Origin of the sequence: Clostridioides sp. ZZV14-6150 (assembly GCF_020657875.1) — a bacterium.
In the GTDB taxonomy this organism is placed as follows: domain Bacteria; phylum Bacillota; class Clostridia; order Peptostreptococcales; family Peptostreptococcaceae; genus Clostridioides.
Genome location: NZ_JAGWDA010000002.1, coordinates 1 through 23,973, shown reverse-complemented (window position 1 = coordinate 23,973; position 23,973 = coordinate 1). Strand labels below are relative to the sequence as shown.

The 23,973-nt window shown below is 28.6% G+C and carries 23 protein-coding genes and 1 other annotated feature; of the genes, 8 read left to right on the top strand and 15 right to left on the bottom strand.

The annotated features are described in order from the left end of the window. Nucleotides 1-90: 90 nt before the first annotated feature. On the bottom strand, nucleotides 91-996 hold the full coding sequence (locus KGF41_RS02560) for a LysR family transcriptional regulator (protein WP_227828527.1): 906 nt from the start codon (nucleotides 994-996) through the stop codon (nucleotides 91-93). Nucleotides 997-1,123: 127 nt separating this feature from the next. Here KGF41_RS02560 and KGF41_RS02555 point away from each other — a divergent pair, with 127 nt between their 5' ends. Continuing rightward, nucleotides 1,124-2,755, top strand: a complete 1,632-nt coding sequence (locus tag KGF41_RS02555) for an FAD-dependent oxidoreductase (RefSeq protein ID WP_227856321.1) — start codon at nucleotides 1,124-1,126, stop codon at nucleotides 2,753-2,755. Nucleotides 2,756-2,757: 2 nt separating this feature from the next. Further along, a complete protein-coding gene (locus tag KGF41_RS02550; protein ID WP_227856320.1) occupies nucleotides 2,758-3,705 on the top strand; it encodes a 4Fe-4S dicluster domain-containing protein in 948 nt (315 codons plus the stop codon). Between the two features lie 421 nt (nucleotides 3,706-4,126). On the opposite strand, the gene KGF41_RS02545 is transcribed toward KGF41_RS02550, so the two are convergent. From KGF41_RS02545 to KGF41_RS02535, 3 genes are all read right to left on the bottom strand, one after another. After that, nucleotides 4,127-4,390 carry a DUF1883 domain-containing protein gene (locus tag KGF41_RS02545; protein ID WP_227828524.1) on the bottom strand — a complete coding sequence of 88 codons (264 nt, stop codon included), beginning with the start codon at nucleotides 4,388-4,390 and terminating at the stop codon, nucleotides 4,127-4,129. Nucleotides 4,391-4,495: 105 nt separating this feature from the next. Next, on the bottom strand, nucleotides 4,496-4,741 hold the full coding sequence (locus KGF41_RS02540) for a hypothetical protein (protein ID WP_227856319.1): 246 nt from the start codon (nucleotides 4,739-4,741) through the stop codon (nucleotides 4,496-4,498). 418 nt (nucleotides 4,742-5,159) lie between these two features. Further along, the gene (locus tag KGF41_RS02535) at nucleotides 5,160-5,528 is read right to left on the bottom strand and encodes a C-GCAxxG-C-C family (seleno)protein (protein WP_227840564.1); all 369 of its coding nucleotides are present in this window, start codon (nucleotides 5,526-5,528) and stop codon (nucleotides 5,160-5,162) included. A 499-nt stretch (nucleotides 5,529-6,027) separates the two neighbouring features. Between KGF41_RS02535 and KGF41_RS02530 the strand changes: the two genes are divergently transcribed. The 5 genes from KGF41_RS02530 to KGF41_RS02510 all read left to right on the top strand — a co-directional run bounded on the left by KGF41_RS02530 (nucleotide 6,028) and on the right by KGF41_RS02510 (nucleotide 9,783). After that, nucleotides 6,028-6,984 (top strand): L-threonine 3-dehydrogenase, encoded by a 957-nt coding sequence (locus tag KGF41_RS02530; RefSeq protein WP_227840565.1) that lies wholly within the window; start codon nucleotides 6,028-6,030, stop codon nucleotides 6,982-6,984. Between the two features lie 287 nt (nucleotides 6,985-7,271). After that, on the top strand, nucleotides 7,272-7,622 hold the full coding sequence (locus KGF41_RS02525; protein WP_227828520.1) for a hypothetical protein: 351 nt from the start codon (nucleotides 7,272-7,274) through the stop codon (nucleotides 7,620-7,622). Nucleotides 7,623-7,661: 39 nt separating this feature from the next. After that, entirely contained in the window at nucleotides 7,662-8,633 is a 972-nt protein-coding gene (locus KGF41_RS02520) for a 3'-5' exonuclease (RefSeq protein WP_227828519.1), read from the top strand. A gap of 107 nt (nucleotides 8,634-8,740) precedes the next feature. After that, nucleotides 8,741-9,400, top strand: a complete 660-nt coding sequence (locus tag KGF41_RS02515) for a DUF421 domain-containing protein (RefSeq protein ID WP_227828518.1) — start codon at nucleotides 8,741-8,743, stop codon at nucleotides 9,398-9,400. Nucleotides 9,401-9,402: 2 nt separating this feature from the next. Beyond that, on the top strand, nucleotides 9,403-9,783 hold the full coding sequence (locus KGF41_RS02510) for a DUF4363 family protein (protein WP_227828517.1): 381 nt from the start codon (nucleotides 9,403-9,405) through the stop codon (nucleotides 9,781-9,783). 129 nt (nucleotides 9,784-9,912) lie between these two features. On the opposite strand, the gene KGF41_RS02505 is transcribed toward KGF41_RS02510, so the two are convergent. From KGF41_RS02505 to KGF41_RS02460, 10 genes are all read right to left on the bottom strand, one after another. Further along, the gene (locus KGF41_RS02505; RefSeq protein ID WP_227828516.1) at nucleotides 9,913-11,076 is read right to left on the bottom strand and encodes a MerR family transcriptional regulator; all 1,164 of its coding nucleotides are present in this window, start codon (nucleotides 11,074-11,076) and stop codon (nucleotides 9,913-9,915) included. 226 nt (nucleotides 11,077-11,302) lie between these two features. Beyond that, on the bottom strand, nucleotides 11,303-12,355 hold the full coding sequence (locus KGF41_RS02500) for a BtrH N-terminal domain-containing protein (RefSeq protein ID WP_227840566.1): 1,053 nt from the start codon (nucleotides 12,353-12,355) through the stop codon (nucleotides 11,303-11,305). 402 nt (nucleotides 12,356-12,757) lie between these two features. Beyond that, entirely contained in the window at nucleotides 12,758-13,957 is a 1,200-nt protein-coding gene (locus tag KGF41_RS02495) for an argininosuccinate synthase (protein WP_227841685.1), read from the bottom strand. A gap of 256 nt (nucleotides 13,958-14,213) precedes the next feature. Then, nucleotides 14,214-14,421, bottom strand: a binding site (T-box leader). Between the two features lie 105 nt (nucleotides 14,422-14,526). Further along, nucleotides 14,527-15,267, bottom strand: a complete 741-nt coding sequence (truA, locus tag KGF41_RS02490; RefSeq protein ID WP_227850341.1) for a tRNA pseudouridine(38-40) synthase TruA — start codon at nucleotides 15,265-15,267, stop codon at nucleotides 14,527-14,529. A 21-nt stretch (nucleotides 15,268-15,288) separates the two neighbouring features. After that, nucleotides 15,289-16,722 carry a cell wall metabolism sensor histidine kinase WalK gene (gene walK, locus KGF41_RS02485; protein WP_227828512.1) on the bottom strand — a complete coding sequence of 478 codons (1,434 nt, stop codon included), beginning with the start codon at nucleotides 16,720-16,722 and terminating at the stop codon, nucleotides 15,289-15,291. Between the two features lie 2 nt (nucleotides 16,723-16,724). Further along, nucleotides 16,725-17,423, bottom strand: a complete 699-nt coding sequence (gene walR / locus KGF41_RS02480; RefSeq protein WP_227850340.1) for a cell wall metabolism DNA-binding response regulator WalR — start codon at nucleotides 17,421-17,423, stop codon at nucleotides 16,725-16,727. Between the two features lie 28 nt (nucleotides 17,424-17,451). Next, entirely contained in the window at nucleotides 17,452-18,831 is a 1,380-nt protein-coding gene (locus KGF41_RS02475) for a hypothetical protein (RefSeq protein WP_227856318.1), read from the bottom strand. A gap of 141 nt (nucleotides 18,832-18,972) precedes the next feature. Beyond that, nucleotides 18,973-20,121: a THUMP domain-containing class I SAM-dependent RNA methyltransferase gene (locus tag KGF41_RS02470; protein ID WP_227856317.1), complete on the bottom strand. Its 1,149-nt coding sequence runs from the start codon at nucleotides 20,119-20,121 to the stop codon at nucleotides 18,973-18,975. A gap of 61 nt (nucleotides 20,122-20,182) precedes the next feature. Next, complete coding sequence (larE, locus tag KGF41_RS02465; protein ID WP_227841688.1) at nucleotides 20,183-20,986, bottom strand: ATP-dependent sacrificial sulfur transferase LarE; 804 nt, start codon at nucleotides 20,984-20,986, stop codon at nucleotides 20,183-20,185. Between the two features lie 385 nt (nucleotides 20,987-21,371). Then, nucleotides 21,372-22,073: a DUF4253 domain-containing protein gene (locus KGF41_RS02460; RefSeq protein WP_227828508.1), complete on the bottom strand. Its 702-nt coding sequence runs from the start codon at nucleotides 22,071-22,073 to the stop codon at nucleotides 21,372-21,374. Between the two features lie 679 nt (nucleotides 22,074-22,752). On the opposite strand from KGF41_RS02460, the gene KGF41_RS02455 reads away from it, so the two are divergent. Continuing rightward, nucleotides 22,753-22,896, top strand: coding sequence for a hypothetical protein (locus tag KGF41_RS02455; protein ID WP_227856316.1), 144 nt, complete (start codon nucleotides 22,753-22,755; stop codon nucleotides 22,894-22,896). A 321-nt stretch (nucleotides 22,897-23,217) separates the two neighbouring features. Here KGF41_RS02455 and KGF41_RS02450 read toward each other — a convergent pair whose 3' ends face one another. Continuing rightward, entirely contained in the window at nucleotides 23,218-23,400 is a 183-nt protein-coding gene (locus KGF41_RS02450; protein ID WP_227856421.1) for a hypothetical protein, read from the bottom strand. Between the last annotated feature and the right edge of the window lie 573 nt (nucleotides 23,401-23,973).

The window sequence follows — 23,973 nt, the reverse complement described above, 5'->3', positions numbered from 1 at the left end:
ATAATTAACCACTCAACTTCTCAATTTAAAACTTTGTAGTTATGAATATGCTTTAGATATGAAAAAGAAGGTAACAACTATACTTAGTTGCTACCTCCTAATCTTCTTTCTCATTTCTTTTTTCCCAAACTCTACTGAAATATCAAAAAATGATGATATATTCTCAGTAAAAAACTTATTTTTATGATATGCAATATCAAATGTTCTGCATAAGTTAATGCCTTCAATATCACAAGACCATAAAAGATTTTTCTTTAAGTAATCTTCAACAAGAAGTTCAGATATAACAGCAATACCAAAATTATCTGTAACTGCTCTCAGGATAGCTTCAGAATTATAACATGACCATCTAATATTCATTGGTATTTTTAATTCTTTCAATTGATTTTCTAGTTGCGCTCTTGTTCCACTTCCCAGTTCACGCATAATTAATGGCTGGTTTGAAAGCTCTGAGACTTTTACTGAATCTCGATTGTAAAATTTATGCTTATTGGAACATACAAGTACAAGATGGTCCTTAATAATGCTTTTTACCACAATATCTGGATGATTAATCTTACCTTCTACAATTGCAATATCTAATTCACTATTAAGTAATTTTTTTACAATTAAGCTTGTATCTTCAACAAACACTTCAGGTTCTACTAAAGGGTTTCTTTTATATAACTCTAATATTATTGGACTTATTACACAAGTACCAACAGTTACTGTTGCTCCAACTCTTATTCGAATATTTTTAGCACAATGTTTCATACAATCAATCATCTCTTCATTTATAGATAAAAGATGCTTTCCATATCCTAGAAGCTTTTTTCCTGCTTCAGTTAAGTATAGTTTTTTTGAAATTCTATCAAATAATTTAACTCCATACTCTTTTTCTATTTCCGAAATAGCTTGACTAACCGACGACTGCGTAATATACATATTTCTTGCAACTTCACTCATTTTACCACATTCAGCAACCCTTACAAATATCTCCAAGCTACGAATAGTCATATTATCACGACCTTACCAAATATTAGCAAATACTTATGATTTTATTAACATTTTAGTATTTTACAAATACATTGTCAAGAACTATAATTTTAGCATAGAGTTATAAAAAGGATTGGAGTGTGATATTGTGAAAGTATTAATTATAGGTGGAGTTGCTGCTGGAACAAAAACTGCTGCAAAAATAAAACGTGAAATGGGTGACAATTGTTCTGTTACAATCCTAAATAAAGGCGAACATATTTCTTATGCAGGCTGTGGCTTACCATATTATGTTGGTAAGGTTATTGAAGATAAATCTTCTCTAATTGTAAATACACCTGAAAGCTTTTCTAAACTAACAGGAGCAGAAGTTCGCTGTGGAGTTGAAGTTACATCTATTGATAGAAAATCAAAACAAGTAATTTTGAAAAAGATTTCAACAGGAGAAGAAGAAACTATCAGTTATGATAAACTTGTAATTGCCACAGGAGCAGACCCAATAAAACCACCAATACCTGGAATCGACTTATCTGGAGTATTCTTCATGCGTACTCCAAATGATGCGATAGCATTAAGAGATACTGTGGAAGATGGAGTCAAGAGAGCTGTTGTTATTGGTGGAGGCTTTATTGGTCTTGAAATTGCTGAAAATCTTTCTGCTATGGGCATACGTGTAAGTGTTATTGATATGGCTGAACATGTTATGCCTGGATTTGATACCGACTTTGCTGAATATGTTGAAAATCATATGGCTGATAAAGGTATCATGATTTTCACAGGCGACCAAGTTATAGGTATTGAAGGTGAAAATAAAGTAGAAAAACTTCGTACCAAAAATAGAGTTATTAAAACAGATTTAGTGGTTATGTCAGTTGGAATTCATCCTAATACAGCCTTTTTAAAGAATACGGATTTAGAATTTGCTCCAAATAAAACACTTATAGCAGATGAATTTATGCTTACAGCAGATGAAAATATATATGTAGTTGGAGATTGTGCTTATGTAAAAAATGCTTTGACAAATAAATCTACATGGTCACCTATGGGTTCATCTGCAAATCATGAAGGTAGAATTTGTGCTCAAAATATAGCCGGAAAATCTAAAACTTATAAAGGTGTTCTTGGAACAACTGTAGTCAAATTACCAGAGCTTAATGTAGGAAAAACAGGCTTAAGCAAAGAATCAGCTAAAAAAGAAGGTTATGATGTTTGCTCTGTTACTATAGCTACTGATGATAAGGCTCATTATTATCCTGGTGCATCTAATTTTATAATAAGAATGGTTGCTGAAAAACATACTAGAAAGTTATTAGGTGTTCAAGTTATGGGCCCTGGTGCAACTGATAAGATAGTAGATATAGCTGCTACTGCAATAACTTTAGGAGCAGATCTTTATTCATTAGAAAGTATGGACCTTGCATATGCACCACCTTTCTCAACAGCTATTCATCCTTTTGTAGTAGCAGTAAACGTGTTACAAAATAAACTCGATAGAGAACTTGATAGTGTTTTACTTGATGAAATTGAAGATTTTGATAGCTGGACTAAACTTGATGTTTCAAAAGTTCCTTCTATTCCTAACCTACGTTATTTACCGGTTGGTGAAATTAATGGAGAAATTGAAGGTCTTTCTAAAGATGAAAAGATTCTTCTTATATGTGCAAAAGGTAAAAATAGCTACATGGCTCAAAATCGTTTGAGACGTTTTGGTTATACAAATACAAAAGTCCTTGAAGGTGGAATACTATTTTATCCAAATCTTAAAGTAATGGAGGATTAATTATGAATAATATTACAGCAGAACAAAAAAAGGAATTAAAAGGTAGAGGTTTTTTACCAAGTAGGGATGGAGAACATTTTGCTGCACGTATAATAACTGTAAATGGTGTAATTAACACATCACAAACAAAAAAGATTGCTGAGGCTGCCGAAAAATTTGGAAATGGTCAAGTAGCATTTACTACTAGATTAACAGTAGAGTTACCTGGTGTAAAGTTTGAAGATATTGAAGCTTTAAGTGAATTCATTGCCAGTGAAAATTTAATCACAGGTGGAACAGGTTCAAGAGTTCGTCCTGTTGTAGCATGTAAAGGAACTGTTTGTGTTCATGGGTTAATTGACACACAAGCACTAGCTACTGAAATTCACCAAGAATTTTATAAAGGTTGGTATGATGTAAAATTACCTCATAAATTTAAAATTGGTGTTGGTGGATGCCCTAATAATTGTATTAAACCTGACTTAAATGACCTCGGAATTGTCGGTCAACGTGTACCTGATTATGACCCTGAAATATGTGTTGGATGCAAAAAATGTTCTGTTATGGAAGTCTGTCCTGTCAAAGCAGCTAAATTAACAGATAAAGGAAAGCTTGAAATAGATAATAATTTATGTAATAACTGTGGTAAATGCATAGAAAGTTGTAATTTTGACAGTATTGAAGAAAAAGAATCTGGCTACAAAATATACATAGGAGGAAAATGGGGCAAATCTGTTCGCCCTGGAACACAAATTGATAAACTATTTTCAAAAGAGGAACTTATGACTTTAATTGAAAAAGCTCTTCTTTTATTTAGAGAACAAGGTAAAACAGGTGAACGTTTTGGAATTACTATTGACCGAATTGGTGTTGATAAATTTATAGAAATGCTTTTATCAGATTCTGTATTGGAAAGAAAACAATCTATACTTGATGCTCCTTTACATCTTAAAGGTGGAGCTCAGTGTTAATAATACGTATTTTAAATTTAATTTTTAAAAGCATATTTAGTGTATATAAACAACCTAATATAAAAATAATAGATTAGTTATATGCCAGATAGATATAGATACAAAGGATTTGTAAATATACATTCTTAATGCATCTTTATAAATCCTTTCTTTATCAACTGTATACTTATTTTATTCTAATTATATAAAAATATATAAGAACTAAAAAGAGTTAATAAAAGTAATAACCATTTTATATTCATATTTTTATTAACTTTATATACTTTATTAATGAATATATCTATATCAAATTCGTAATTATTGATTTAATTTATATTTATATATATTAACACTCTTTTCAATATTTGTTTATATAACTTTATATATAAACCATGACACAATAAAAAGACCTAGATATTAATCCAAGCCCTTTAGTATTAAATTAATTTTGAATTGTATTAATTGAAAAGTTTACTATACCACTATTTCCATTTTCATTTACAACCAGATACCAAGTTCCTGTATTAGGAACTTTCATTCTGCATGGAGTTTTCTTGGCAAATCCACCATAGTAATCATAGTTTCTTTGATTTTTAAATTTAACATAATTTATATGATCTAATAATATCACATTAGCTTGTTTCTCCAAATTTACTTCTACAATATCTCCTTTTTTCAGATGCATCTTACTATAACTATATTCCATTTAATTAACCCTCCACAATTGAATAACTTTTCTCATTTATTACATATTAGTCCTCTATATCTGAAAATTTATTTAAAATATTATAAATACTATATAATTACATTCTTAACCAGCTCTAACCTTATCTACTACAATCCAAAGTTTATTTAAAATATTATTAGCAACAATTTTTCCATCCCATATTTCTTTTTCATCCTTATTTTCTAACAGAGCATAATATCCAGAGTCAGAACTTTCATCTTTATAGATTGTAACACAAAATTCTTCATCACTATATCCAGGTCTATCTTTAAAGTCTTCAGATATTTTACATTTTATTATATATCCTTCTAATTCTTCCTCTATAAACAAATTAATTCCTCCAATCTCTATATTTTTACTAATTATACCATATTATGTCATAATCTATGTATTTTATAGTAAATTTCTATTTTTTCTTTATTTTATAAGAGCATTATATGATTTTATACTTTTTTACTTTATATTACATTCATTAATTCTTTTATTTTCTTATATATTTCTTTATAATTAATATATTTTTTTATTAGTTTGTGCAATCTTATAGACATAAATATATCGACTCTATATATATTAAATAATTTATTTTTATTTAGCATAGTATATTTTTTCTTGTCAATTAATATTTTCTATATTAAATTATATTGACTAAAATATAATCAAATTGATTTAAAAATTATATTAAAAGAAGATACTATTTATATAATAAAAAATAGCACTCCCCTAAATAGGAAATGCTCATTTCTTAAGATTATTTTTGATTTTCTAGTATATCATTTAAGGCATCATATGTGAAATTTATTATTTCACCACAGCTTACTTTATTTTTTTTCAATGAAGCACATATTTCTGTACTGTATTTGTCCCTTACTTTATTCATTAATTCTCTTGAATACTTTCTTGCTATATTTTCATCTAAATTATTATTTCGTCCATTTAGATACCCTATTATAACAACTGCTGCATTTACAGCTCCACAAACACTCCCTACAGTAATTCCAACCCCCATACCACTTCCTATTGAAATTGGTATATCTGTTTCATGTTCTTCATTATAAGATTTTATTAATGCTTCTGCACAAGTGTATCCTTGGTTATGATATATTGATGGTCTTGTCATTTTTATACTTCCTTTCAATTTTTATTTTAACTTATAATACTTTTTCATTTGTAGAATCATCTTTGTTATATCTTAATATTATATATTTTTATTATATCCTAAATTTACTTTTATTTCTGTGACTTAGTCACATACTCTATCTTTATACCTCATTAAGACTTAATTTAATAAAAAATAAATTTAGAACTTAAATAAAAGCAATCTTATAAGTATTACTTTTTAAATTTAATCCACTGTACATTTTGCCTATCTTTGTACTTTATCTATCTTTAAAAACAATCTCTATAAATAATACATATAAACATTTATATTACTATATCTTACCTATATACTATATACTTAATTTTGATATTTATTACATTAAATTCTGAAACATTTATTATGCTTTATTAAATTAAGTAATGCATTAATGGGTTTAATTCTTTGTATTTAAACAAAAGATTTGCTAAAATAAAAATAAGCAATAATACATAAATTAAACTCTAAGGAGGTTAGCAAATTGAAAAAAATACTTATAACAGGTGCATTAGGACAAATAGGCTCAGAATTAACAATCAAGCTAAGAAATGAATATGGAGAACAAAATGTAATTGCTAGCTCAAGAAGAATAAAAGAAGGAAATCCTGTATGTGAATCTGGTATATTTGAAATATTAGATGTCACAGATAAAAATCGATTCTTTGAAATCGCAAAAAAGTATGATGTAGATACTATAATTCATCTAGCTTCTCTGCTTTCTGCAGTTGCAGAAAGTAAACATTTAGAAGCTTGGAATTTAAATATGAATGGATTGATAAATGGTCTTGAAGTAGCTAGAGAATTGAATTGTAAGTTTTTTACACCTAGTTCAATAGCTGCATTTGGTGAAAATTCGCCAAAAAACATGACTCCTCAAGATACACTACAAAGACCTAATACTATGTATGGTGTCACTAAAGTTTCTGGTGAATTACTATGTGATTATTATCATTCAAAATTTGGAGTGGATACTAGAGGAGTTAGATTTCCTGGCCTTATTTCTTACGTTACTCCTCCTGGTGGTGGAACTACAGATTATGCAGTTGATATATATTATGAAGCATTAAAAAATAAAAAATATAAGTCTTACATAGCAAAAGGTACAAAAATGGATATGATGTACATGCCTGATGCCATTCAATCTATAGTAGATTTAATAGAAGCTCCAGCCGAAAAACTTATTCATAGAAATGCTTTTAATATCACCGCTATGAGTTTTGCTCCTGAAGAAATAGCTGATTCTATAAAAAAATATATACCTGATTTTACAATAGAGTATGATGTAGACCCTGTAAGACAAGGTATAGCTGATTCTTGGCCTAATTCATTAGATAGTAGCAGTGCTGTAAATGAATGGAATTTTAAAGCTAATTATGATTTAGATAAAATGACTAAGGATATGCTAGAAAAATTATCAGAAAAAGGAATTGGCAAATAACAAATTAAGAATTTAGTACCAAAAAATTCAGAGAATAAAACATCTTATCTTTATGATTCTATTTTATAAATCTTCACTTTTATATAGTTTTTATTCTCTGAAAATATAAAAGTTTTTACTTTTAACATACAACAAACTATTATTTATAAGCATATTAATAGTTTTCTAATATGGATTAGTCATATAAAAATAAACAGAAAGGAAAAAGCTACTATTGCAAGTATAATAAAAAAACTTAATCAAATTTTACTATACTTTGCATATTATAATACAAGTAGCAGGTGTTAATGTTGCTAAATTTAAGAGAAATTAGAGAAGAAATAATTAAAGAATATATAGGGAATAATTTAATCTCTGAACTTACAGAAGAGTTAAAGAATATTCTTATAGCTGATTTAAAATCTAACCCATTTAAAAGTAATATTGAACTCAGTATAATACCCGCAAATATAGAAATATTTAAAAAAATAGAAACTAAATTGATAGAAGCTAAAGTTAATCTAAAAATAGGTTGGGAAAGAATACTTATAAATTCTATCTTAAAAGATTCCTTTGATTTAAATTACGAAATAAATAAAAGTTGTAATGAGCCTTTGATGTTCAGAATCATTATATCGATTGATTCTTATGACGCTTAATCTCATTAAATAATATCTATGAGGATGTGCTTTTAATTTATGAAATACAAGTTATTTATAGACTTTGAATTTAATATATTAGATGATAATAAATACAAGCTAGAATATAGTGGAGCTGAGTTGATTTCCATAGGTTGTGTTTTGGTAGATAATGACTTTAATATAGTTGATGATTATTATTCTTTAGTTAAACCAAAATACAATGAATTACTTTCATCTAAATGTAAAAAACTCACTAAATTAAACCAGTTAGAAATTGATAATGCTCATAATCTTTTATATGTTATGGATGATTTTTGCAAATGGTTTAAAAAATTTAGTGATGTTACAATATATAATTGGGGTAATTTTGATATTGCTGGTCTTCTAAATTCCTTTAGAGTATATAAATATACGGGTATCTGCTTAGAGTTATTCAATATGATGATTGATATTCAACCTTTTATATCTCAGCATATTACATACAAAAATAGAATCTTATCTAAGCAACTATCTTTACTAAATATGAAAAAGATTTTTTCTGTAGAGGGAGAAATTAAACATAATTCACTTTCAGATGCTATGGATTTAATGAATGTATGTAAATGTTTTTACCTTAACTATCCTAAAGATACTAATATACTTGAAGAATTATACAATAAACTGCCTCCTATTAAAAATCCTTTATATTGTATTCCCTACTTTGAGGATGAAAATTTTGAACTTAAATTTGACAAGACTCCAGAGGATATAATAATGCATCTTAAACAAATATTCAATATATTAAATATAAGTAAAAAAGACATTTATTTTAAAAAAAGAAGTGTATTAGTAAATAATTCTAAAATTATCAGCTTTAAAAACTTATCTTCTTCTTTTAAATTAATAAAGCTCAATGAATTTGAAGAATACCCTGATTTTGTATTGAAATTAGGGGATAAAAAGAATTTTGTTGAATCTGTAGTTAAGATAAATAAAAGTAATAGAAAATCTATAAAAAATTTAATATTGAGACTATCAAGAGTACCTTAAATAATTGAATTCAATTGTTTAAGGTATTTTTTATAATCTGAATTAATTTTTTTATATAGGATATACTAACTTAGTGTAAATATTTTTTAAAGGAGTAATTGATAGATATGACAGTTGTATTAATAAGAAGTATTATATTATACATAACAGTGTTGATTGCACTTAGAGTCATGGGAAAAGGTGAAATCGCTGAGATGAACTGTTTTGACTTGGTCATAACACTTTTAATTGCAGAAGTTGCATCCGTCCCAATGGAAAATAATAATATACCAATTATAAATGGCGTTGCAGCAATAACTGGCCTTGTAATTATGCAGACTCTAATTTCATTTTTATCCTTAAAAAGTAGAAAATTAAGTTCATTTTTATCAGGTAAACCTTCTGTCTTAATTGACAAAGGAAAGATTGTATATAATGAACTTAAAAAAGAAAGAGTTAGTATAGATGAGTTGTTAGAGCAATTGAGAATTCAAGGCTACTTCAACCTAAAAGATGTACAATATGCTATTTTAGAGACTGATGGTAATTTAAGTGTAGTTCCAGCATCAAGTTACAATAGTACTCCTCCAAGAGCTTTTAATCATTTGCCAATTCCACTTATATTGGATGGTAAAATAATAAATAAAAATCTTGATATGGCTGAAAAAGATACTAACTGGTTAATGGGTATCTTAAAGTCTAACCACATAGAAACTTTTAAAGATGTTCTTATTTGTGTTTTAGATGAAAATGACAAAATATTTATTCAAAATAAGAAGGGTGATTAATATTGAAATCTGCAACATTTGTTATACTATGGGCTGTTTTATTTATGCTATTTGGATTTTATGTTAATAATAAATTATATGATTTTACAGAGGACTATAAAAGTAATATGTCTATCTTAGAAAAATCTATAGTAGATGAAGATTGGGAAAAAGCTCAAAAAGAAGCTGATTCTATATCTACTAGATGGTCTAAAGAAAGAAATCATTGGTATAAAGTTTTAAATCATGAATACTTTGATGAAATAGGTCTAAAATTTAATATTCTTGATAAGGCAATTTATACTGAAAATAAATTAAAATCTTTAGAAGAAGTTGAAAGTATAAAAACATATTTAGGAAATATTGTTGAAAGTGTTAAGTTCGATATAAATTATATATTTTAACAATCACAAGTAAGGATATAGATAAAGTAATAATTCTATATCCTTTTTCTACATTCAAAATATAATCAACTTTGCAATAATTTAGTTGCTATTTTTTATCCTATTTTACAATTTTCCATATTTGTTTACTTATATTTTACTATTATCAGAATAAATTTTTAGAGCTTCTCCAATGAATTTAGATGCCCCTTTACCATATTTCTTATCATTTACTTGTATATAAATAGAATTTTGTAAATAAAGTTCTGCTAAATAATCTAAATTATTCTCTCCTTCATCTATCTTGTAAAATTCATTACTTCTGTTAGTTTCATACACTATATCTTCAACAATATCTTGAATTTCCTTTGAAGATGGATTTTTACTTAAGTCTGCTACAAGTTTTTCATATAACATATTTATTTTGGGCTGTTTATTACCTAAATAATGCTTCAAAACTTCGCCAATAAATTTACATGCTCCATTACCATACTTTTTATCAACTTCTTTTATCCATATGGGATTTAGTAAATAATTTTGTACCATGCCATACCAATTATCATCTCCATACTCCATATTAAAAAGTTCATAATCTTTCTTAGATGTATCTGTTATCTCTTTAGCAATTTCTTGAAGTTCTTTTGATAAAGGATTTTTACTTAAATCTGCTACAAGTCTTTTATACAGTTCTTTTAATTTTGGATGATTGTCCTCCAAACAATCTTTTTTAAATTCATCAAATTGTTCTGCTAAAGTTAATATATCACTATTAAAATTCTTCTTTATAGCCTCAGCATATTTCTCAATACTTCCATATTTTTTTATAGCCATTTTAGCAATTTCATCTTCTTTAGATTTAAACGTCTCAATATGCTCATTATATTTCTCTACACTACCATAAGTTTTGATTATTTTATCTTCATGCTCTATTTTAAATTCCTCTAATACTTTAAAATATTCACTCATGTCAAATCCTTTGAAGTTCACTATATTTTCCCCTTTTAAAGTTTTGTCTATAATTTCTATTAGACTATCCAATCTTTTACGTTTTATAATAAGTAGCTTTTTTTGACTTTCTAGAGCATGCATTTTATCAAAGTATGGGCTTAACATTATATCTTTAACCTCTTTTAAAGGTATCTCAAGTTCTTTAAAAAATAAAATTTGTTGAAGCGTTTCAATAGCTTCATCATCATAAAGCCTATACCCTACTTCTGTAATTTCACTTGGCTTTAATAAGCCTATTTCGTCATAGTAATGTAATGTGCGCACACTTATTCCTGTCAAATCTGAAACTTGTTTTACTGTTCTCATTGCCTCACCTCAAAATTTTATTTTATAGCTACAAATATTAATAAATACTTATATACCTATCAGTATTTATTAATATTTTCAAACTATGTTTTCATATTACAATATGACGTGGTGTTAGGGTCAACACTTTATAAATATATAATTTGATTTTTTGAACTCATTTCATATTTAAATTTTGATTATCTAGCTAATACACTTTTATTAAAAAAGAAATCTTATTCTATATTCATATACCTAACATTAAGTATCCAGCTTTCATTTGTTTCAAAATTTCAGAAAATAGCAAAGAAAGTTTTTCAGTCTCATCAACCTTATTCGATAAATAATCTATTATTATATTAGATATTTTTTCAATTATGATTGAACTTTCTTCAAAAATCTCTGCTACTTGTACCCAACAGTCATTTTTGTATTCAGTTCCAATACACTTAAGCATCTTGCTCATTTTATCAAAACCACCTTTAAATTCAACACTATCTGGTTCTTCAATTCCTTTGATTGCATTTGGAATAGTTGGTACCGTTCCAAAAAGCATAACCATATTAGCTAAAATCCTATCATAGTCATCTTTTTCCAATTCGTGTTTCCATTGTGGCAATTCTTTAATAAACTTTTCAAAACCTTTGTATCCTAAAAAACCTGTAGATGGATTTAAAAACATATCCCGCTTTATAGCAAGTGCTTCTTGGGCAATCTGATATTTATTCTTTGAACTATTCATTCTAACTGTACAAATTGTATTTGCTTTGCTTAACCCAGGATAACTACAATTCATACATTCACATAGTTCATCATAAGAAAGAGAAAGTAACTCAGTTCTCCCACAATCATATAAATATATTCTCTCTGCCATATCATCATACCCTACCATAAGCACATAATGAAAAGGAATATGCTCCTTATGATATAATTTTTCATAATATGGCAGATAATACATATCTAAAGCTCCTAAAACAACTGGATAACCAGAATCAATTTCTGATTTTGCTTTTTTTAAAGCTTGTTCATACTTTTTAAACTCATAGTGTTTATATTCAAAACCAACAATAGGTGCTAAAAATTCATACATTTTTTTGGTTCTTCCATCTCCCAAAGCAACCATTCTCTTTAATTCTTTTTTGTTTGTCCTCAGATAACAAAATGAACCAAAACCTGCTAATAAAAAGAAAAAATCATTTGGCAGAGATTCATCCATTTTATTCATATATATATCTTCTATACCATTCCACATACATTCATAATCATGCGAATGGTGTTTTATTTCAATTATTTTCCTCATTTAATCTACCTCCGTTTATAAATAATTTCATTATGGAATTAATAGTATTTTCATAAATTATATCTTTATAATTTCAAATGATATGGTTACTACCTTCTACTATGCGCAGCTTTTGCATGTAGATTTTTAATTAAACTTAGTATAAACCCTCTTATAATGTGAGAGTCAATAGCAAAATTCAAAAATAAGTATTCATATTGTGTAACTTATAAGAAAACCATACTTTTAATGCTTACAAATAATTAGGAAGTCTTGAAGAAAAATAAGTTTTAAAATTTCTTATATTGTAATAACTAAACTGTTACAAATTGCATAATGTAATAATTTTATATAAAAAAGAGTATATAAAAAACTAAAAAACATTTCTTATATACTCTAATAATTTTAATTTACTATATTCTATTATTTACAAGCCTTCATAGCTCTAATTTTCAATGGTAAAGTAAATAAATTAATAAATCCTTCTGCATCTTTATGGTCATAAAGTTCACTATCTCCAAAAGAAGATATTCCTTCATCATAAAGTGCATTTTCAGTAAATATTCCAGCAGGTTTTATGTTACCTTTGTAAAGTTTAACTTTTACTGTACCTGTAACATTATCTTGAGTTTGTTCCATAAATGCATCTATAGATTCTCTTAATTTACAGTACCATAATCCATTATAAATAAGTTCTCCATATTTGTAAGATACCATTTGCTTAAAGTGTAGTGTATCTTTATCCAAAGTAGCACTTTCTAAAATATTGTGTGCTTCATAAAGGATTGTTCCTCCTGGAGTTTCATATATCCCTCTTGATTTCATGCCAACAAGTCTATTCTCAACTATATCTATAACTCCAACTCCATGCTTACAACCTAACTCATTTAATTTATGAATTAGTGCCACTGGAGATAATTCTTCCCCATTTATCTTTTTAGGCACACCTTTTTCAAAATAAACTTCTACATATTCAGCTACATCACATGCATCCTCAGGATCTACACATTGTTTATATACATCCTTTTTGTGTTCATTTTGTAGATGTTCTATGTCTCCACCTTCTGTTGATACATGCCAAAGGTTAGCATCTACTGAATATATTTTAGCTTTAGTTGCTGTTACTTTTATATTGTGTTTCTCAGCATAATCTATAGCATCTTCTCTTGATTTTATATCCCATATTCTCCAAGGAGCTATAACTTTTATAGTTGGGTCAAGAGCTGCAATTGTAGCTTCAAATCTAACTTGGTCATTACCTTTTCCTGTACATCCATGGCATATATATTTTGCGCCTTCTTTATGAGCAACTTCAACTAATTTTTTAGCTATTATAGGTCTTGCTAAAGAAGTTCCTAATAAGTATTTTCCTTCATATTTTGCTTCTGCTTTTACAGCTTTAAATATAGTTTCAGTCACAAACTCTTCACTTATATCATCTACATAAGCTTTTGATGCTCCACTTTGTAGAGCTTTCTCATAAACATCTTCCATTTTGTCTTCTTGACCTACATTTCCACAAACAGCTATAACTTCTATATCTTCATAATTTTCCTTTAACCAAGGTATTATAATTGATGTATCAAGTCCTCCTGAATATGCTAATACTACTTTTTCCTTCATTGTTAATTCCTCCCAATTTTAAATTATGATTTTTATATTTTTTAATAGAAACTCTTAATATTGAATGACTTTAAAAATGTAGATTCTTATAAAATCATTTTAATACTAAAAAAACCCCTCAGTATTTTTAAATACTAAGAGGCGAAATATCCGCGGTACCACTCTTATTGATAAACTTAGCTAATCAATCAGTAAATGTACAACTACTAAATACACATTAGTAAATAAATATATTAAAAAACGCCTCTTGGAAAAACCAAGAGACGAAATATATCCGCGTTACCACTCTAATTGATAAGATAAACTTATCCACTCTTTCTCTTAAGGCGAGATTACCTACTAACATACTAAATTCAATTAGCATCCTCCAAAGTTCTTTTCACTAATACTTATTTGCTAAGCTTCCACCATCCTCAGCTCTCTATAAAATACATAAAAGTTACTCTCTTTTTCATCGGATTTAAATATCAAATTTTTTAGATATCTCTTATAGAATATATAATAGTTTATTTTTCCATTTATGTCAACTATATAATTTATTTTCTTTTTAAAAGGTTTTCTCTTTAAGCTTACTCATATTTTACTTTCCAAAGGCATAGTCCTTTAGCTGGTGCGGTGTCTGATGACTTACTTCTGTCTTTCAACTCAAGCATATACTTAATATCTTGTGGTGCTTTTCTTTTAAGACCAACATCTATTAATGCTCCTACTATTATTCTTACCATATTATACAAAAATCCATTTCCCTCTATATATATTTCTACAATATCATCATTTTCTTTTATATTTATTGAGTAAATTTCTCTTACATTAGATTTTTTCTTAGACTTAGAAGAAGCAAAGCTAGTAAAATCATGTTCTCCTATTAAGTACTCACTTGCTTTTCTCATTCTATCTAAATCTAATTTTTTACTTATATGTGTAGCATACTTTCTCATAAAAGGACTGTGATATTTATTATTATCAATCTTATATAAATACGTTTTTGATTTTACATTGTATCTTGAGTGAAATCTTTCATCAACTTCCTCAACAGTTTTTACAACTATATCTTCTGGCAGATATTCATATAGATATTTTTGAATTTTATCTACTGAATCCATACAATTTGTTTTAAAGTTTATAACTTGACCTCTTGCATGTGCTCCCATATCAGTTCTCCCAGAACCAGTTATCTCAATGGTTTCATTGGTCATTTTGCTTAAGACAGACTCAAGCTTTTCTTGTATAGTCATGTCATTATCACCTAATTTTTGATAACCTTTATATCTTGAACCATCATATGCTACTATCATTTTTATATTTCTCATCTTAATCCTCTTTCTAAGAATTTATGCCTGTTTAGCAAATTTATTTTTTATATTAAAAATTATTTTTGTTCCAACGTTCTTTTCACTTTCTATTTTCATTACTCCACCATGAAGTTTTACAATTTCATTGCTAATTGCAAGACCTAATCCACTTCCAGCCTTATTGTAATCTTCTTGGAAAAATTTATCTAAAACTTTATTTAAATTTTGCTTTTCTATACCTGAACCATTATCTTCAACTGATATAGTCGTTGTATCTTCATCCTGAGAAGCTACAACTTTTATGTAACCACCCTGACTAGTGAATTTAAATGAATTTTGTATTAAATTTATAAGAACTTGTCTTAGTCTATTTTTATCTCCTTGTATATTTTCTATGAATTCATTTTCAAATTCAAATAAAAGTGATATATCTTTTTCAGCTGCTTTAACTTTCAACTGATTTACAACCCCAACAACTAATCCTTCAACATCAACTATATCAACATGAAGCTTTATCCTATCAGAGGAAAGCCTTGAAAAATCCAATAATTCTTCTACCAACTTTATAAGTCTTTCTGTCTCATCTTGTATAATACCTAGACCTAAATCTAACTCTTCTCTAGTTATACTTTCATATCCTAATGTTTCACTCCATCCCTTTATAGATGTAAGAGGAGTTCTCAGCTCATGAGATACAGAAGATATAAATTCTTCTTTCAATTTTTCACTCTTATCAATTTCATGTGCCATATGTTCAAATGTCTGTGCTAAATCACCAATTTCATCATCTACAATCTTCATATTTTCCAATTTTATATTGTAGTTTCCTACAGCTAATTCGTTTGCAAACTTCTTTAGCTCTCTCAATGGTTTTATAAGAGTCTCAGCAAATTTGAGACTTATTAGTATAGCTATAATAAGTATAAATATTCCTGCCAATATAAGCCATGTAGCTTGCTTTAATATGGCGTTATCAATTCCATCTAATGAAACAGTATATCTAACAACACCTTCTATAATATTATTTACTTTGAGTGGTAAGGAGATACTCATGACATGTTCTCCTGTATCTGGTATTTTGTAAGTATATGGTGTTAAATTCTTAGTCTTTACATCTCTTAATGCATTATCTACATCTTCATAATTTGCTTTTTCTTTACTTTTAAATCCATATTGGTCCAATATAACATTTTTATTCTTATCTATTATTGAAATCCCAAATTCTGAATTCTTTGTTAATGGTTGTTTATCAAAAATGTTTTTGACTTTTTTCTCAAAGCTTGTAGTTTCCATTGTAATAGCATTATATTCATCAGCATATTTTATTTCAGATTCAAGTAGCTGTTTAACAGAATCATAGTAATAGTTTTGTATATAAAACATGAATAGCCCTTCAAACAGAGTTACCATTATAATAATTATTATAAAATAGTTTTTTATTACTTTTTTTCTCAGACCTTCAAAGTGTAACACTATTATTCTTCCTTTCTAAAACAGTATCCATAACCCCAAATAGTTTGTATATATTTTGGTTTTGATGGGTCATCTTCTATTTTATTTCTTATCCTTCTTATATTTACATCTACTATTTTAAAATCATACAAATAATTAGTTCCCCATACCTCATCTAATATCTGATCTCTACTTAATGATTGTTTAGCATTTGATATCAGATATTTTACTATTGAAAATTCTGTTGGAGTAAGTTCAATCTCTTTACCATTCTTAAATAATTTTCTTTTATCTATATCAAGTATAAATGGTGGTGAGACTATCTCACTTGACTTAACATTTGAATCATCTTTTGCAACTCTTCTAAGAAGAGCAGAAACCCTGACTAAAAGCTCCTTTATACTAAATGGTTTTATGATGTAATCATCTGCTCCTGAAATAAATCCTTCTATTTTATCATCTTCTTGAGCTTTTGCAGTAAGCATTATTATACCAACTTGATCAAAATTTTCCCTTATAAATTTACAAACCTCTATTCCACTTATATCTGGAAGCATTACATCCAAAAGAGCTATTGTAATGTCATTTTCTGTTGTCATTTTTTCTATAGCTTCTCTACCTGTACCAGCTTCAACTATTTCATAGCCTTCTCTTTTTAAGTTTATACTGACAAAACTTCTAATTCCAATTTCATCTTCTAGTATAAGTATTTTTTCCTTCATAAAATAAAACCTCCAATTGAGTATAATATTAACCATATATTAATGAGAAATACTCTTTTAATGCGTCTATAGTAATATCTAACTTATCCATTTCATTTGCATCATTTATAACTAGTAAAAAAGTATATTCATCACTTTCTTGAAGTACAATAGAATTTTGTGTATTTGCACTTTTTCTATCTTCAAGTTTATTTTTACTCTCTACTACTATATTAAATAAATTCTTACGTTCTGAATAATCAAAATAGTAAAATTTAAATACTGCTTTTTCACCAACAAACTCTTGTTCAACAATTATTTTATCCACTAAATTATTTTGCATAAATAACCTAAAATTGTATTTATAATTATAGTATATCTGGCTTATAAATATTAATTTTGAATTAGAACCTTCTTTCCCATTCCATCTGTACCAACTTATATTAGCAGATGCTTTAGAGGTATAGGTATTTCTATTTCCTCCAGCAACTATAGGTATCTCTATAATTTTATCTTTATCAACATCATCAACAGGTATGTAGTAAGGTTTAGTAATAGTTTTATCATAATCACTAAACGCTTTTTGAATTTTATCATTTTTCATATATAATATCTGTGTGATATAATTATTTTCCTTTAACATGGGAATATCAAGTACAACACCTTTGATGGATGCAGCCGAGTTTCCAACAGATGAAGCAACATTACCTAGAGTTATATATAACTCATTTAGATTTTTTACATTTTCAAATTTGACATAATCCTTAACCTTCATAGTTCCATCAAAATTTGCAACAGTTGCAAACATCTCATTAGTTTTATTATTCAAATGAAGCATTAGTATATCTATCTTGTCATCTCCATCTATATAACCAATCTTTACTTTCATATCGTTAAAATCTTCTTTATTTTGAATCCAAGAAGCATCTAAATCGTATACTTTTGTGATTTCATTATCCCTTACTTTGTATATATGCATATTAGTTTTATCTTTGGATTTAACAAGTAAAATAACTTCCTTATATCCATCTGAATCCAAATCATAGAAATTAGCATATTCTATTGATTCTCCATTTTCTAAATAATGGTCTCCTAGTACATATTTTTCACCATTGTAACTTAAGGTTACAAAACCTACTTTATTAACATTATTACTTAAATCTTCTTTTTGCTCAAATACTACTAATTCATCAACTCCATCACTATTTAAATCTACCTTATTTATTTTTCCTACCTCTTTTGTATTAGAAGGCAATATCATAGATGAGTCTGGTTTTAGTAGCTGATCTATACCATCGTACAATACTTTTTTTGTATCATCATAGTCAGGTATCTTTGCCAATTGCTCTGGAGATTCAGTTTTAACATTACATCCAGTAACAAATAACATCATTAAGCCTGATACAATAATAAGTTTTAATAACTTCATTTAACTCCTCCTAATCCTACAATCTTAAATTTTTCTCGCAAAAATCTCCTCACAATAGTTAGACGTTTCAAATCCTCATAAGGTTTTACTTATTTTAACAAAACTTTATTATTTTGATAAAACTTATGATAAATATAAAATCTAATTATTATTTCTAGGAGGTTTAGGCCCTGGATATTGGAAAAAGTTAGTTTTTAGCATACCATTATATAGTTTTCTCTTTTTAGCTGCTTTTTGTCCAAATTCATATTCAAATTCTTCATAAGAAGTTATCAGATAATATGACCAATTTTTTAACTTTCTAAATGCATAACCAAGCTCTTTATATAATTGTTTAACACTATCCTTATCTTCTAATCGTTCTCCATAAGGTGGATTGGTAACTATAAATCCAAATTCTTCTTCACTTTTAAACTTAGTTGCATCTCCTACATTAAATTCTATATATTCATCTACACCTGCTATTTCTGCATTTTCTCGAGCTATATCTATACATTCTGCATCTATATCATATCCATAAATTTTAAATTTAGATTCATTGTCTATTTTATTAAAAGCATCTTTTCTTACATCCCACCAAATCTTTTTATCAAGTGTTCTCCATTTTTCTGATATAAATTCTCTATTTAAGCCAGGCGCCATATTTATACCTATCATGGCTGCTTCAATTAATATAGTACCAGAACCACACATAGGGTCTACTAAAGTCCTACCTGCTTTCCAAGGAGTTAAGTAGATAAGTCCAGAAGCTAAAGTTTCTCTTATTGGAGCTTTATTTGCTTTTTCTCTATATCCTCTTTTATGTAGAGCATCTCCAGTTGTGTCTATTGAAAGAGTTACTTTATCTTTGTGTATAAATACAAATATAGGGTATTTTTCTTTATCTTCTTTAAGCAAACCATCCTCTAAATAACTTTTCTTTAAGCTTTCTACAATAGCTTTTTTTACTATAGCTTGTACATCTGGTGTACTGTATAATTTTGATTTTATAGAAGAAGCCTTTGAAATAGGAAATTGCGCTCCATAAGGTATATATTTAGACCAGTTTATCCTTTTTGTATTTTCAAATAATTCATCAAAGCTTTTTGCTTCAAATTCAGCAATCTTAAGATGTACTCTTTCTGCACATCTCAACCACATATTTGATTTTGCTATTCCAAATTCATCAGTCTTATATGTTATTCTTCCATCTTCTGTTTTTATTATTTCATATCCCAAATTAGTAATTTCTCTAGCCAACATTTTTTCCATTCCAAAAAAACATGGCGATATTAGTGTATAGTTTTTCATAAAACCTCCTGTTTCTTATATTAATTATAACGATTATTTATTTTTTAACCTATTTACATATTTACATATTTAAATTCATACTTCCCATTTGATATCCTGACATATCTAGTGTAACATATTTAAAGCCAAATTCTTTTAATTTAGTGTCAACTTTACTAAAATTGTTATTTTCAAAAAATTTACCTAATTCTTCCTGGTTAACTTCTATTCTAGCTATATTTCCATGCATTCTTACTCTAAATTGAGAAAATCCCAAGTCGGATAAATATTCTTCACTTTTTTCTATTATCCTAAGCTTTTCATCTGTAATTTCAACACCATAAGGAATTCTGCTTGCCAGACATGCAAATGATGGTTTATTAAAAGTTTCTAACTTCATATCTCTTGAAAGTAACCTAATTTCATCTTTCTTTAATCCACTTTCTTTTAATGGACTAATTACTTCTAATTCATTTAGTGCTTTAAGACCTGGTCTATAGTCTCCTAAATCATCTACATTGGTTCCATCTACTATGTACTTTATATTATGTTCCTTTGCGACCTCTTTTATTTTAGTAAATATATATTTTTTACAATGATAACATCTTTCAGCACCATTTTCTTTGAATTCCTTTAAATCAAAATCTTCTATTTTTAATATAATATGTTTAACTCCAAAATCCTTAGTATATTGTTTTGCTTCTTCTATTTCTCTATTTGAGTGCATCATTGCATGAACAGTTACAGCTATAACATTATCTCCTAATGTATCTCTTGCTACTTTAAGTAAGAAATTACTGTCAACTCCACCTGAATAAGCAACTGCCACACTTTCTAACCCAATCAAATTTTCTCTTAATTTTTCTAGCTTTTCTCTTTCCTTCATTAAATCTACCTCCATATCAAGAAAATATGAACTCTAAAACTATTCTTATTTTTTACATACTTAATGATTATAACATATAAAGTATATATTTAAAAAATTAGAATGTCTTTTAAGTATATTAATTATAATATTAAAGTACTTTTATTTATATCTTTATAATTTAAGCATATTACTGTACTACACTATATAAAAACAAAACAGTGTAATACAGCAATATACTTAAAAGCCATGAAGTGTAAGTAGCCTATCTTCATGGCTAAGTTCACGATTTTATTATCATATAATTACTCTTCTTAGTAATATAATTGTAAATTACAAAAAGATACTATCATTAGAAATGTTCTAAAAACTTAAACTTAATACTCATAGTTTACACAGTTCTATATCAATCCCACCAAAAAAGCCATATAGTAGAACCTTGTATTACCTCTTTTAGAGCTCTTAATGTCTCATATCCTTGTACAATAATATCTTCACAGTACAAGATTAATTCTATGCATAAGTTATTAAACATTTTATTATCACTAGTTATATTTTTTGAAAAATATTGAACTGTGTCACATCCAATTGCTATCGGGTATGCTCCATAGTTTTCGTACCAATATTTCGCAACTGCTATATGCTCTTCATCACTAGGACAATCGTTAAATCCACCAATTGGTATATATGCAAATACTTCATAAGGTTTAGTTGTTGGGACTTTAGCTATGTAAACTTTGTTATTTTCTTGAAATATATCTATATTTGTAATTGGGTTAAAACTTTTATAGTCACAAAAAGTATCTTCTGAATCTATGAGTTCTTTTATCATCTCTGAAATTTCACTCTTCCTATACTTGAAAAATTCATTTACATCAATTTCATTATATTTTTTCAGACAATACTCTTTGTAGTTCTCAAGAGATCCATACTCTTTATTAATAATATCGATGTTTTCTTTTAGCAATCCTACCTTTTCATCGATAATTATAATTGGTGTATACCCTTTTTCTTTTCCATCTTCTATCATCGTCTCTAATAAATTGTCAATATCAATATCATTGTTCACAGGAACACATTCAAAACCATATAAATCTTCAATACCCATATTTATCTCCTATTCTTTTTAGATTTAATTCTTTTGAAAGTTTTCTTTTTTTGTTGTCAAATTTTTAAATACTATTATTATTTGTAAAACTATAAGTAGAGATATAATTTATAAAAAATATTAATACCAAATAAATTTTTAATTTAATTTTTTGTATGAATATAATGTTTTTTATGACAATATCCTCATATAAATATAATATCATAAAACAAATGTTCATGGTTAATAATAAGTAATTTTGTAATAATTCGTTGTAATATTATGTTATTTTAAATAAAATTCAATTATTATCCCGTTTTGCTCTTGATTTACGGTCATTTTCAAAGGATTGCAGGCTGATTTTACTACTAATTTACTACTTACGGAGCGAGCTTTGATATGCCGCCTAAATCCTTTTGAAGATAGAACCCATACTGCCGTTGGAAAATGACATGGCACATCAGCAATAAAATAGAGAAACACCATACACCACCGTACAGGCGGCGTTTACTAATTCCCATATGGGAAGATAGGAACGCCACTTTTTTATGGCATTCATGTCACGTATTAGGGGCAAACGAAGCCTTGATTTAAGCGGCTTTGCGAACGCGGTTTTGCCGGGGCAAGGGTTTTATACCTTTTCTCTCAATAATGGCATTCTACTTCGTGACAAATCTAATCGAAAGGAGTTGATGAAGCTATGGCAGTTTTCAGAGTTTCCCAATCGCTCTACAATCTCAAAGACGTGGCGAATACCTACCTCAAACATGTGATGAACGGCAATACTAACCTGCCAGTAAAGGCGTTGAAAGCTGAATATGTCAAGCTGACTGCCGAGCATTGAACACTTAATCAGCGGTCCATTTCCCTCAAAGACGAGATAAAAGAAGCCAAGTAATCTGCAAGAGCATTTACAGTATTTTGTGGCAGGAACAGTGGGAACAGCAACCACGCAGAGTGCAGGATGTGGAATTGTAAAAGCATAGGAGCAAGATGGATGAACCCTTATCTCGCCGCTATGCTTTCTCTTGTTGGTCTTTTACGCATTAGTTCAATAAGATGCGCATTCAGAGTTTAATAATAATATGCCATATCCACAAGACCATAGGTGCGAAACAGACTAATGAAGCAAATAAAAAGAACATGCTTATCATTCTATTTCATCTCAAGCGATTTGAGTAATTACCAAGTGTGCAGAAACAGGCCTTGTACCTCCAGCAAGAGGTGTGATGGTTAGTGCTGTCGAATTTCCCGCTGGATTTCTTACCGTGAGCAATGAGTTTATGACTGTTGTAGTAACAAGAGCCATACCTACAATTTGAGAAGTACCTGTTGCTCGGCCTTCCACTGTATAGTCTAAATCTGCACCATTGAGCGTTAAAATAAATTGACCAGCTTCATTTACGCTAACTTGAAATAAAACTTGATAGGTGCCGATTTCAGATAAATTAAATGAACTAGGGCCAGTGCGGGTAATAGCCGTACCACTGCTAGGTCCGTCTTGTGGAAAGCTAACATCTGTACCAGGTGCAACTGTGACGGAATTGTCTGGTGGCATCAGAGCAAAAAAGTCAGCAAAGTTTAATATACCGTTGGGACCAGTTGACCCCGTACTGCCAGTTGCTCCAGTTGCACCTGCTGGGCCAATTGGGCCTGTGTTGCCGGTTGGACCGGTAGTTCCTGCGATGCCCGCAGAACCAGTTGGTCCAGTGCCGCCTGTTGCTCCGGTTGCTCCAGTAGGGCCACTTGGACCTGTATTGCCGGTTGCTCCGGGCGCTCCTGTGTTACCGGTTGGACCGGTAGCTCCTGCGATGCCCGCAGAACCAGTTGGCCCCGTGCTGCCCGTTACTCCGGTTGCTCCAGTAGGGCCACTTGGACCTGTATTGCCGGTTGCTCCGGGCGCTCCTGTGTTACCGGTTGG